The sequence below is a fragment of the Streptomyces sp. NPDC058650 genome, assembly GCF_042717315.1.
In the GTDB taxonomy this organism is placed as follows: Bacteria; Actinomycetota; Actinomycetes; order Streptomycetales; family Streptomycetaceae; genus Streptomyces.
Window position 1 is genome coordinate 269773 of record NZ_JBHXRL010000008.1, and the last position, 11971, is coordinate 281743.

At 72.3% G+C, this 11971-nt stretch carries 9 protein-coding genes and 1 pseudogene; 2 read left to right on the forward strand and 8 right to left on the reverse strand.

Annotated features, from left to right (window positions below; translation table 11 throughout):
- Positions 1 to 499: 499 nt before the first annotated feature.
- From ACFWWU_RS17235 to ACFWWU_RS17245, 3 genes are all read right to left on the reverse strand, one after another.
- Complete coding sequence (locus ACFWWU_RS17235) at positions 500 to 1789, reverse strand: citrate synthase (protein WP_024758361.1); 1290 nt, start codon at positions 1787 to 1789, stop codon at positions 500 to 502.
- Between the two features lie 179 nt (positions 1790 to 1968).
- Positions 1969 to 4191: an ATP-dependent RecD-like DNA helicase gene (locus ACFWWU_RS17240; protein ID WP_384145573.1), complete on the reverse strand. Its 2223-nt coding sequence runs from the start codon at positions 4189 to 4191 to the stop codon at positions 1969 to 1971.
- Between the two features lie 85 nt (positions 4192 to 4276).
- Positions 4277 to 4678: a RidA family protein gene (locus ACFWWU_RS17245; RefSeq protein ID WP_384145576.1), complete on the reverse strand. Its 402-nt coding sequence runs from the start codon at positions 4676 to 4678 to the stop codon at positions 4277 to 4279.
- Between the two features lie 88 nt (positions 4679 to 4766).
- On the opposite strand from ACFWWU_RS17245, the gene ACFWWU_RS17250 reads away from it, so the two are divergent.
- Positions 4767 to 5234 (forward strand): DUF937 domain-containing protein, encoded by a 468-nt coding sequence (locus ACFWWU_RS17250; protein ID WP_384145579.1) that lies wholly within the window; start codon positions 4767 to 4769, stop codon positions 5232 to 5234.
- A 193-nt stretch (positions 5235 to 5427) separates the two neighbouring features.
- Here the strand turns inward: ACFWWU_RS17250 and ACFWWU_RS17255 are convergent, their stop codons facing one another.
- Genes ACFWWU_RS17255 through ACFWWU_RS17265 form a run of 3 tightly spaced genes read right to left on the reverse strand, consistent with a single transcriptional unit; the run spans position 5428 to position 8527 of the window.
- Complete coding sequence (locus ACFWWU_RS17255; protein ID WP_384145905.1) at positions 5428 to 6201, reverse strand: sugar phosphate isomerase/epimerase family protein; 774 nt, start codon at positions 6199 to 6201, stop codon at positions 5428 to 5430.
- A gap of 26 nt (positions 6202 to 6227) precedes the next feature.
- The gene (locus ACFWWU_RS17260) at positions 6228 to 7379 is read right to left on the reverse strand and encodes a dihydrodipicolinate synthase family protein (RefSeq protein WP_384145582.1); all 1152 of its coding nucleotides are present in this window, start codon (positions 7377 to 7379) and stop codon (positions 6228 to 6230) included.
- Positions 7376 to 8527: a Gfo/Idh/MocA family protein gene (locus tag ACFWWU_RS17265; protein WP_384145585.1), complete on the reverse strand. Its 1152-nt coding sequence runs from the start codon at positions 8525 to 8527 to the stop codon at positions 7376 to 7378. Before ACFWWU_RS17265 ends, ACFWWU_RS17260 begins: the two co-directional genes overlap by 4 nt.
- Before the next feature lie 110 nt (positions 8528 to 8637).
- Here ACFWWU_RS17265 and ACFWWU_RS17270 point away from each other — a divergent pair, with 110 nt between their 5' ends.
- The gene (locus tag ACFWWU_RS17270; RefSeq protein ID WP_384145588.1) at positions 8638 to 9684 is read left to right on the forward strand and encodes a LacI family DNA-binding transcriptional regulator; all 1047 of its coding nucleotides are present in this window, start codon (positions 8638 to 8640) and stop codon (positions 9682 to 9684) included.
- A 334-nt stretch (positions 9685 to 10018) separates the two neighbouring features.
- Here ACFWWU_RS17270 and ACFWWU_RS17275 read toward each other — a convergent pair whose 3' ends face one another.
- Both ACFWWU_RS17275 and ACFWWU_RS17280 read right to left on the reverse strand, forming a co-directional pair.
- Positions 10019 to 10582: an AAA family ATPase gene (locus ACFWWU_RS17275; RefSeq protein ID WP_384145591.1), complete on the reverse strand. Its 564-nt coding sequence runs from the start codon at positions 10580 to 10582 to the stop codon at positions 10019 to 10021.
- A 359-nt stretch (positions 10583 to 10941) separates the two neighbouring features.
- Positions 10942 to 11928: pseudogene (locus tag ACFWWU_RS17280) on the reverse strand (EamA family transporter); the annotation flags it as partial.
- Between the last annotated feature and the right edge of the window lie 43 nt (positions 11929 to 11971).

Here is an 11971-nt window from a genome sequence, read left to right on the forward strand (position 1 = left end):
CACAGGACCTTCACAAAGAGATCTAGATCACAGATATTGGGGGGTAACCATCTGGGCTGTTCGCGAGTCTAAGTGGGCGATGCCGAGAACGTCTTGGGGGACGTTCATGGGATGTCTTGGGGGACGTCCCTAGGCAAGCGTTGGCCGGGGCACGTGCACCGGGGAGCTTTGAGCGGCCCTCCCGTACGTACCCCGGCAGACCGCGTCGCGCCCGAACCCGCGCAGCTGCTGCTGACGCCGGCAGACGCCCGGCCCGGATCCCGTGGGGGGAATCCGCACCGGGGGATATGGGAAGCGCCCCGACCGTCGACCCGTGGGGGGATCGGCGGCGGGGCGCTTCTCGCTGTCTTGGGGCTCGGTTCGCCCCCGGGGCGCTCCAGTCGGTGTCGAGAGGGCGATCGTGCTCGACCCTCCTGCGTCGGGCCTCCGCGCGTTCGCCCTCTCGACACCGACGCGCCCCTTCGGCTCACTCGCCGGGGCGCAACGGGTCCCTGAGGTCCTAGCGGGCCTCGACCGGGACGAAGTCGCGGAGGACCTCGCCCGTGTAGATCTGGCGCGGGCGGCCGATGCGGGAGCCCGGCTCCTTGATCATCTCGTGCCACTGGGCGATCCAGCCGGGAAGGCGGCCGAGCGCGAAGAGCACGGTGAACATCTCGGTCGGGAAGCCCATGGCGCGGTAGATCAGGCCCGTGTAGAAGTCCACGTTCGGGTAGAGGTTGCGCGAGACGAAGTACTCGTCCGAGAGCGCGTGCTCCTCCAGCTTGAGCGCGATGTCCAGCAGCGCGTCGTCCTTGCCGAGCGCGGAGAGGACGTCGTGCGCGGCCGCCTTGATGATCTTGGCGCGCGGGTCGAAGGACTTGTACACCCGGTGGCCGAAGCCCATCAGGCGGACGCCGTCCTCCTTGTTCTTCACCTTGCGGATGAAGGAGTCGACATCGCCGCCGTTGGCCTGGATGCCTTCCAGCATCTCCAGGACCGACTGGTTGGCGCCACCGTGCAGCGGGCCCCACAGGGCCGAGATGCCGGCGGAGATCGAGGCGAACATGTTCGCCTGCGAGGAGCCGACCAGACGCACGGTGGAGGTCGAGCAGTTCTGCTCGTGGTCCGCGTGCAGGATCAGCAGCTTGTCGAGCGCGGCGACGACGACCGGGTCCAGGTCGTACTCCTGCGCCGGGACCGAGAAGGTCATGCGCAGGAAGTTCTCGACGTACCCGAGGTCGTTACGCGGGTAGACGAAGGGGTGACCGATCGACTTCTTGTACGCGTACGCCGCGATCGTCGGAAGCTTCGCGAGCAGCCGGATCGTGGAGAGGTGGCGCTGCTTCTCGTCGAACGGGTTGTGGCTGTCCTGGTAGAAGGTGGACAGCGCGGAGACCACCGACGACAGCATCGCCATCGGGTGGGCGTCCCGCGGGAAACCACGGAAGAAGTTCTTGACGTCCTCGTGGACCAGCGTGTGCTGCGTGATCTCGTTCTTGAAGGTCGACAGCTCGTCGACCTTGGGCAGCTCACCGTTGATCAGCAGGTACGCCACCTCAAGGAAGGTGGAGCGCTCGGCCAGCTGCTCGATGGGGTAGCCGCGGTACCGCAGGATCCCCTGCTCACCGTCGAGGTAGGTGATCGCGGATTTATAGGCGGCGGTGTTGCCATATCCGCTGTCCAGGGTGACCAGACCGGTCTGGGCTCGGAGTTTCCCGATGTCGAAGCCCTTGTCGCCGACGGTGCTCTCGACCACCGGGTAGGTGTATTCACCGTCCGCGTACCGCAGTACTACAGAGTTGTCGCTCACGTCATCCCTCACCGACGTAGTGCCTCTTCTTCGAGGTGCCCTGACTGTCTCTACCATCCCCCATTTGGCTCAGGAGAGTGCACTCGGGGTCGACCATTGGGCCAATCGGCGGCACTCAGTGCCGCCAACCTTCACATCCTGCCCCCTTCGCCCCGGTTCCGGTAGCCCTCCGTGATCTTTCACACGGGGGAGCCACCTGTGAGCCGATGGGACAGTGCGGTAAAGCGCCTGCCCGCCGAGACCGTGCGGACCGCCTGGGCGATCGCCCGGCGGGAGCCGACGAGGACGACCAGCTTCTTGGCCCTCGTCACAGCCGTGTAGAGCAGGTTGCGCTGGAGCATCATCCAGGCACTCATCGTGACCGGGATGACCACCGCCGGATACTCGCTGCCCTGCGAGCGGTGGATGGTGACCGCGTACGCGTGGGCCAGTTCGTCCAGCTCGTCGAAGTCGTACGGCACCTCCTCGTCCTCGTCCGTCCGCACGGTCAGCCGCTGCTCGACGGTGTCGAGGGCGGTGACGACGCCGACCGTGCCATTGAAGACGCCGTTGACGCCCTTGTCGTAGTTGTTCCTGATCTGGGTGACCTTGTCACCCACCCGGAAGACCCGGCCTCCGAACCGCTTCTCCGGCAGGTCGGGACGGGCCGGGGTGATCGCCTGCTGGAGCAGTCCGTTGAGCGCGCCCGCGCCGGCCGGGCCGCGGTGCATGGGGGCCAGGACCTGGACGTCCCGCGGGTCGAGGCCGAACTTCGCCGGAACGCGCCGGGCCGCGACCTCCACGGCGACCCGCGCTGCGTCCTCGGTCTCCTCCTCCACGAAGAGGAAGAAGTCCGGCAGGCCCTGGGTGAGGGGCGGGGTGCCGGCGTTGATCCGGTGCGCGTTGGTGACGACCCCGGACTGCTGGGCCTGCCGGAAGATGCGGGTCAGCCGCACGGCGGGGACGGGGCTGCCGGGGGCGAGCAGGTCGCCGAGGACCTCGCCCGCGCCGACCGAGGGCAGCTGGTCCACGTCCCCCACGAGCAGCAGGTGGGCACCGGGGGCCACGGCCTTGACCAGCTTGTTCGCCAGGAGCAGGTCGAGCATGGAGGCCTCGTCGACGACGATCAGGTCGGCGTCGAGCGGCCGGTCCCGGTCGTAGGCCGCGTCCCCGCCCGGTTTGAGCTCCAGGAGCCGGTGGACGGTGGAGGCCTCGGCGCCGGTCAGCTCGGCGAGCCGCTTGGCGGCCCGCCCGGTGGGCGCGGCGAGGACGACCTTGGCCCGCTTGGCGCGGGCCAGCTCGACGATCGAGCGGACCGTGAAGGACTTGCCGCAGCCGGGACCGCCGGTGAGGACCGCGACCTTGCGGGTCAGGGCGAGCCGGACCGCGTCCTCCTGCTCGGGCGCGAGCGAGGCCTCGGTGCGGTCGGCGAGCCAGGCCAGCGCCTTGTCCCAGGCCACGTCCCGGAAGGCGGGCATCCGGTCCTCCTCGGTCCGCAGGAGCCGTCCCACCTGCCCGGCGAGCGACAGCTCGGCGCGATGGAAGGGCACCAGGTACACGGCGGTGACCGGCACTCCCTCGGGGCCGGGCACCGACTCCCGTACGACCCCCTCGGGGTCCTCGGCGAGCTCGGCCAGGCATTCGATGACGAGCCCCGTGTCGACCTGGAGGAGTTTGACGGCGTCGGCGATCAACCGCTCCTCGGGGAGGAAGCAGTGGCCCTGGTCGGTGGATTGCGACAGCGCGTACTGGAGGCCGGCCTTCACCCGGTCCGGGCTGTCGTGCGGGATGCCGACGGCCTGGGCGATGCGGTCGGCGGTGAGGAAACCGATGCCCCAGACGTCGGCGGCGAGCCGGTAGGGCCGGTTCTTCACGACGGAGATGGAGGCGTCCCCGTACTTCTTGTAGATCCGCACGGCGATGGAGGTGGAGACCCCGACCCCCTGGAGGAAGACCATGACCTCCTTGATCGCCTTCTGCTCCTCCCACGCGGCCATGATCTTCTTGGTCCGCTTGGGGCCGAGCCCCGGGACCTCGATCAGACGCGCGGGGGCGTCTTCGAGGACGTCGAGGGTGTCGAGCCCGAAGTGCTGGGTGATGCGGTCGGCGAAGACTGGCCCGATGCCCTTGACGAGCCCGGATCCCAGATACCGGCGGATGCCCTGGATGGTGGCGGGCAGAAGCGTCGTGTAGTTGTCGACGGTGAACTGCTTCCCGTACTGCGGATGGGACCCCCAACGGCCCTCCATCCGCAGCGACTCCCCCGGCTGCGCGCCGAGCAGCGCGCCGACGACCGTGAGCAGGTCACCGGCACCGCGCCCGGTGTCGACACGGGCGACCGTGTACCCGCTCTCCTCGTTGGCGTAGGTGATCCGCTCCAGAACCCCTTCGAGCACTGCCGGACCGCGACCCTCGTTGGACATGCCCCGACCGTAGCGAAGGCCTCGGACAGCCGGGGCGCCCTGGGGACAACTGGGGACAGCTCGCGTCTCAGGGGCGCCGGGAGCCTCAGAGCGCCGCTGTCAGGTCCAGCTCGACCCGCTGCCCGGGGAAGCCGAGCTGCGCGACCCCGAGCAGCGTGCTCGCCGTGGTGAACGCGGGCCCGAGGGCGGACGCGTTGAGCCGTTCCCAGACGGCGGCGAGCACCGGCCGCTCGTCGCTCACGACGTAGATCACGGACCTGACCACCCGGTGCGGCGTCGCGCCGACGGCCGACAGCGCGGCCAGGGCGTTGGCGACGACCTGGTCGACCTGACGGTCCATGTCGTCCCCGACGAGCGCCCCGTCCGGTCCCAAGGGGCACTGTCCGGCCAGGTAGGCCGTACGGCCCGCCTCCACGACCGTGACGTGGTGGTATCCGGGGGTCGCGTGCAGGCCCTCCGGGTTGACGCGCTGTATCTCCGTTGTCATGGTCCTCATCGTGAGGACCGTGGGTCCGCGCGGCAACGGAGATTCCGCCGACATGCCGACTCGGGACCCTGGGCCTAGCGTTTTCGGCATGACTGACTCTTCCTTCCAGGACGACGTCCTGACCGAGCTCGGGGACGACCGGCTCCAGGAGATCGCCGGGCTTCTCGGCACCGACGCCACCGGGGCGCAGGAGCTCGTGGGGAGTTCGGTGGCCGAGCTCTCCGGCGAGCTGCGCCAGGCGGCGGCCGAGCCGGCCAGCGCGGACGAGGTGCGGGCCGCCGTCGACGAGGTGGCCTCGGCCGAGCCGCCGCTGCAGGGCGTCGCCACGTTCGGCGGTCTGGCGGCCGGGGGTCTGATGGCCGGGGTGCTCGCCAAGCTCGCCCGACCGGCGGCGAGCGCGGTCGCGAAGCGCACCGGCCTCCCGCCCGCGACGGTGAACCGCGCCGTCGACATGCTGGTCCCGGTGGTCGTCGCCGCCCTCACCAAGCGCGCCGCCTCGAAGAAGGGCGGCGGCAGCGGTCTGGGGGACCTGCTGGGCGGCGGTACGAAGAAGTAGCGGAGCCCATCCCGCGCCCTGCGGGGAGGGGCCGATGCCCGTGGCCGTACCCGCACGTCTGCCCGTGCCCGTAACAGCACGTCTGCCCGTGCCCGGCCCCCCCACGGCCGCCCGGCCCCCCACGGCTGCCCGGCTCCGCACGGCCGGGCAGCCCACACCGCGCGCCCCGCCGCACCGGGGCCGCGGTAGCTCGTCACACCGCCAGGAAGCGGTCCAGGGTCTCCTCCAGGACCTCGACGCCGTCGCGTGCCCACAGGTCGTCGTTGAAGAGCTCCACCTCGACCGGGCCCGTGTAGCCGGCCTTCTCGACCAGGTCCGCCCAGGCCCGCAGGTCGATCGCGCCGGTGCCCAACTGGCCCCGGCCGTTGAGGACTCCGGCCGGGAGCGGGGTCGTCCAGTCGGCGAGCTGGAAGGAGTGGATCCGGCCTGCCGCGCCCGCGCGTTCCACCGCGGCCGGGGCGCGGTCGTCCCACCAGAGGTGGTACGTGTCGACGGTGACGCCCACCTGCTCGGCCGGGAAGCGCTCCGCGATGTCCAGGGCCTGGTCGAGGGTGGAGACGGCGCAGCGGTCGGAGGCGTACATCGGGTGCAGCGGCTCGATGGCGAGGCGGACGCCCCGCTCCCCCGCGTACGGGGCGAGTTCGCCGATGGCTTCGGCGATGCGGGCCCGGGCGGAGAGCAGGTCCGGGCAGGTCGGGGTGAGGCCGCCGGAGACCAGGACGAGGGTGTCGGTGCCGAGCGTCACGGCCTCGTCGATCGCCGCGCGGTTCTCCGCGAGCCAGCCGTCCGCCGTGAAGAAGCCGCCCCGGCAGAGGGTGGTGACGGTGAGGCCCGCGTCCCGGACGAGAGCGGCGGCGGCCTCGACCCCGTACGCCTGGACGGGCTCGCGCCACAGGCCGACGCCCGGGATGCCGAGGCGGACGCAGTGGGAGACCAGGTCGGGCAGGGTGAGCTGCTTGACGGTCATCTGGTTGACGCCGAAGCGGTCGAGGTTCACCGGGCGACTCCGTGGACTCCGAGCAGGGACCGCATCCGGGCCTCGGCGAGGGCCGGGTAGGGGAACAGGCCGAGTCCGTCGGCGAGTTCGTAGGCGCGGGCGAGGTGCGGGAGCGAGCGGGCGGACTGGAGGCCGCCGACCATCGTGAAGTGGTCCTGGTGCCCGGCGAGCCAGGCGAGGAGGACGACGCCCGTCTTGTAGAAGCGGGTCGGGGTCGCGAAGAGGTGGCGGGAGAGCCCGACGGTGGGGTCGAGGATCTCGCGGAAGCCCGCGACGTCGCCGGTGTCGAGGGTCCGCACCGCCTCGGCGGCGAGCGGGGCGAGGGGGTCGAAGATGCCCAGCAGGGCGTGGCTGAAGCCCTGTTCGTCGCCGGCGATGAGCTCCGGGTAGTGGAAGTCGTCGCCCGTGTAGCAGCGGACGCCCTCCGGGAGGCGGCGGCGCAGCTCGACCTCGCGCCGGGCGTCGAGGAGGGAGACCTTGATGCCGTCGACCTTGTCGGGGTGGGCGGCGATCACGTCGAGGAAGGTCTCCGTGGCCGCGTCCAGGTCCGCCGAGCCCCAGTAGCCCTGGAGCGCCGGGTCGAACATCGGGCCGAGCCAGTGCAGGATCACCGGCTCGCTCGCCTGCCGGAGGAGGTGGCCGTACAGGTCGAGGTAGTCGTCCGGGCCGTTCGCGGCGGCGGCGAGGGCGCGGGAGGCCATGAGGATGGCCTGGGAGCCGGTCTCCTCGACGAGCGCGAGCTGCTCCTCGTAGGCCTTGCGGACCGCCACCAGGTCGGCGGGGCCGGTGAGTTGGTCGGTGCCGACGCCGCAGGCGATGCGGCCGCCGACGGCCTTCGCCTCGGCGGCGGAGCGGCGGATCAGCTCGGCGGCGCCGGCCCAGTCGAGGCCCATGCCGCGCTGGGCGGTGTCCATGGCCTCGGCGACCCCGAGGCCGTGGGCCCAGAGGTGGCGGCGGAAGGCGAGGGTGGCGTCCCAGTCGACGGCGGCGGGTGAGTCGGGGGTGGTGTCGGCGTACGGGTCGGCGACGACGTGCGCGGCGGAGAAGACCGTACGGGAGGTCAGGGCGCCGCCGCCTCCGAGGGCGAGGGGCTCGGTGCGGGGCTCGTACGCGCGGACGCCTCCGCCCGCCTGCGGGAGGCGGATCACAGGGAGACCTCCGGGACGTCGAGGCGGCGGCCCTCGGCGGCCGACTTCAGGCCCAGCTCGGCGAGCTGGACGCCGCGGGCGCCGGCGAGCAGGTCCCAGTGGTACGGCTCGTCGAGCGCGACGTGGCGGAGGAAGAGCTCCCACTGGGACTTGAAGCCGTTGTCGAACTCGGCGTTGTCGGGGACTTCCTGCCACTGCTCGCGGAAGGCTTCGGTCGCCGGGATGTCCGGGTTCCAGACCGGCTTGGGGGTGGCCGAGCGGTGCTGGACCCGGCAGTTGCGCAGGCCCGCGACGGCGGAGCCGTGCGTGCCGTCGACCTGGAACTCGACGAGTTCGTCGCGGTTGACGCGGACCGTCCAGGAGGAATTGATCTGGGCGGTCGCGCCGCCCTCCAGCTGGAAGATGCCGTACGCGGCGTCGTCGGCGGTGGCCTCGTAGGGCTTGCCCTGCTCGTCCCAGCGCCGCGGAACGTGTGTGGCGACGTGCGCGGTGACGCTCGTGACCCGGCCGAAGAGCTCGTGGAGGACGTACTCCCAGTGCGGGAACATGTCGACGACGATGCCGCCGCCGTCCTCCGCGCGGTAGTTCCAGCTGGGGCGCTGGGCGTCCTGCCAGTCGCCTTCGAAGACCCAGTAGCCGAACTCGCCGCGCACGGACAGGATCTCGCCGAAGAAGCCGCCGTCGATGAGCCGCTTGAGCTTGAGCAGGCCGGGGAGGAAGAGCTTGTCCTGGACGACGCCGTGCTTGATGCCCTGCTCGGCGGCGAGGCGGGCGAGTTCCAGGGCGCCGGCGAGGTCGGCGGCGGTGGGCTTCTCGGTGTAGATGTGCTTGCCGGCCGCGATGGCCTTGGTGAGGGCGTCGACTCGGGCGGAGGTGACCTGGGCGTCGAAGTAGATGTCGATGCTGTCGTCGGCGAGGACGGCGTCGAGGTCGGTGGACCACTCGGTGAGGCCGTGGCGCTCGGCGAGCGTGCGCAGGGCGTGGTCGCGGCGGCCGACGAGGACGGGCTCGGGCCAGAGGGTCTCGCCGTTGCCGAGGTCGAGGCCGCCCTGCTCGCGCAGGGCGAGGATCGAACGGACGAGGTGCTGGCGGTATCCCATGCGTCCGGTGACGCCGTTCATGGCGATGCGGACTGTCCTGCGTGTCACGAAAGTTCCTCTCCCCGGCATTCCGCGCCTCGATAGAAAGCGCTTTCTGTCTGGGAGGAAGCTAACCTGCCGACATCACGCCGGACAAGGGCCTCGGAGGTACGCACACGATGACCGTCACCCTGGCGGACGTGGCCGCCCGCGCCCGGGTCTCCCCCGCGACCGTGTCCCGGGTCCTGAACGGGAACTACCCGGTCGCCGCGTCGACCCGCGAGCGGGTCCTGCGGGCGGTGGACGAGCTGGACTACGTCCTCAACGGCCCCGCGAGCTCACTGGCCGCCGCCACCTCCGACCTGGTCGGCGTGCTGGTCAACGACATCGCCGACCCCTTCTTCGGGATCATGGCGAGCGCGGCGCAGAGCGCGATCGGGGAGGTCGCGTCGGGGCGGGCCGGGGGCGAGAAGCTCGCCGTCGTCTGCAACACCGGCGGCTCCCCCGCGCGCGAGCTGACCTACCTGACCCTGCTCCAGCGGCAGCGGGCCGCGGCCGTCATCCTCATGGGCGGCTCGCTGGAGGACCCGGAGCACCTGGCGGCGACGGCGGGCAAGCTGGCGAAGCTCGCGGAGGCGGGGACGCGGGTCGTGCTGTGCGGGCGCCCGCCGGTGCCGGGCGACGCGAACACGGCGGCGCTCGTCTTCGACAACCGCACCGGCGCGCGGCGCCTGACCGAGCACCTGCTCGGCCTCGGACACCGGCGCATCGGATACGTGGCGGGGCCGGCCGACCGGACGACGACCCGGCACCGGCTCGAAGGCCACCGGGCGGCGCTCGCGGCGGCGGGGGTCGCCGAGGGCCCGACGGTCCACGGCCCGTACGACCGCCGGTCCGGCTACGAGGCGGCCGGCGAACTCCTCGACCGTGACCCGGATCTGACGGCGGTCGTCGCGGCCAACGACACGGTGGCGCTCGGCGTCTGCGCGGCCCTGCGGGAACGGGGCCTGTCCATCCCGGACGACGTGTCGGTGGCGGGCTTCGACGACCTGCCGTTCTCGGTCGACGCGGTCCCGGCCCTCACGACCGTACGACTGCCACTGCACGAGGCGGGCGCGAGGGCGGGCCGCCTGGCGATGGGCGCGGAGGAGCCTCCGGCGGGGGGCCCGGTGAACGTCCCGGGGGAGCTGGTGGTGCGGGGGTCGACGGCCCGGCCGCGGGGGTAGCGGGGCGCCGTTGTCGTGACGTGTACCGACACACGGAGGCCCCCAGGACACCACCGGCCATGAACGCGCCCAGCGCCTGGGAAGCGCTGGCCGGTGCGAGCCTGCCAGGGGGCTACCGCGTGGAGATCACGGACGGAAAGATCACCCTGACACCGCGCAGCTCTACGTGATCATCGACCCGTCCGACAGCACCTGCACGATCCACAGCCGCCCCACCCGTCGGGGCACCTACGACGAGCAGGGCAGATCGCCTTCGGCGAGGACCTGCTCCTGCCCCTCGAAGGGCGCGGGATCGTCGTGAAGACGGACGGGTTCCCGCGCTCCGACAGCTGACCTACCGCTCCGGCGTCAGGCCCGTCGCCGCGAGGACCGCGTCCACCGTCTCCTCGACCGTCTGGTGCGCGTTGTCGATCCAGACGCCCTCGCCGGTGAGTTCCTCGCGCATGGCCTCGTCCAGGAAGGCCCAGTTGGTCGTGAGGCGCTTGTGGCGGGCGTTGTTGCGTTCCCAGGCCTTGTCCGGGCCGGGGGCCAGGATCACCACGTGGAGCGGGACCGTCTTCGCGTGGGCGCGGTAGAAGTCCAGGTGGGAGCGGCGTACGACCACGTCGTCGAGGACCGGCAGGAAGCCGGCCGCGGCGAAGCTGTCCGCGAGGAGGCAGGCGTTGCGGGCGCGCAGCAGGATCTGACGGTCCGCCTCCGGGTCGCCGTCCGGGCCGGGCCAGTGGCAGCCCTGGACGATCAGCTCCTGGAGGTCGTCGACCTCGATGTGCGCGGAGCGGGCGAAGCGGGCCGCGAGGGCCGCCGCGACGGTCGACTTGCCGCTGCCGGGGATGCCGGCGAGCAGGACGGCGCCGGGGGCGGGCTCGGGGGTGTCGACGGTGATGTGCGCGAAGGTCATGCGGGCCTTTCCTCGCCGGTGGGACCGGACGACGATACGGCCGCGGGCTCGCGGGACGCCAAGGAATTCCCCGGCGGTACGGCCTCCGGGGCCGGGCTCGCTTCGTTCCCCGGCCGCACGGCCGGCGCGGAAGCCGGGCGCGCTTCGTCGTCCGGCCGCTCGGACGGCGCGCCGAGCGGGCGCGCCTCGTCGCCCGCCCGCTCGGACGCGGAAGCCGGGCGGGCTGCCTTCCCCGGCCGCACGGACGGCGCGGGAGCCGGGCGTGCCTCGTCGCCCGCCCGCTCGGCCGCGGAAGCCGGGCGCGCTTCCCTCCCCGGCCGCACGGACGGCGCGGGAGCCGGGCGCGCCTCGTCACCCGCCCGCTCGGACGCGGAAGCCGGGCGGGCACCCTCCCCCGGTCGCACGGCCTGCGTGGCGGCCCGGCGCGCTCCCGGTGCGAAGGACGTCAGCGCCACTCCCCCGACCAGCAGCGCCGCCGCGCACCAGCGGAGCGGGCTCACGCCCTCCCCCAGGAACAGGGCGGCCGAGGACATGCCGAAGACGGGGACCAGGAGCGAGAAGGGCGCGACGGACGAGGCCGGGTGGCGGCGGAGCAGCCACCCCCAGGCGCCGAAACCGAAGACGGTCGTGACCCAGGCGACGTAGAGGATGACGCCGACGCCGGTCCAGTCGAGGCCGCGCAGGGCCGCGAGGTCGCGCTCCGGGCCCTCCAGGAGGAGGGAGAGGGCGAGGAGCGGCAGGACGGGCACGGTGCTGACCCAGACCATGAAGTTGAGGGCGTCGGGCGGGGAGGCCTTGCGGGTCAGGACGTTGGAGACGCCCCAGCAGGCCGCCGCGGCGATCACCAGGGCGAAGCCCGTGAGCGCCCCCGCCGCGCCGTCGAACGCCCCCTCGTCGACCGCCGCGACGCCGATGCCGGCGAGGGCGACCGCCATGCCCGCCACCTTGAGGCGGCCGGGGCGTTCGCCGAGGGCCGCGAAGGCGAAGAGGGCGGTGAAGACCGCCTGGACCTGGAGGACGAGGGAGGACAGTCCGGCCGGGGCCCCGAGGTCCATGCCGGTGAAGAGCAGCCCGAACTTGGCCACGCCCAGGACGAGTCCGACGCCCACGATCCACTTCCAGGCCACGGTGGGGCGGCCCACGAGGAAGACGGCCGGCAGAGCGGCGGCGAGGAAGCGGAGGGCGGAGAACAGCAGCGGCGGGAAGTGGTCGAGGCCGATCTCGATGACGACGAAGTTGACGCCCCAGACGGCCGCGACGAGCGCGGCGAGCGCGAGGTGGGCCGGGGCGAGGCGGGTGGGGGCGGAGGAGGGGGAGGAGGGGGAGGGCGAGGGGGCGGGGCTCATGGTGTCGAGCATGCGCGCGCGTCACCATGTAGCACCAGCACGG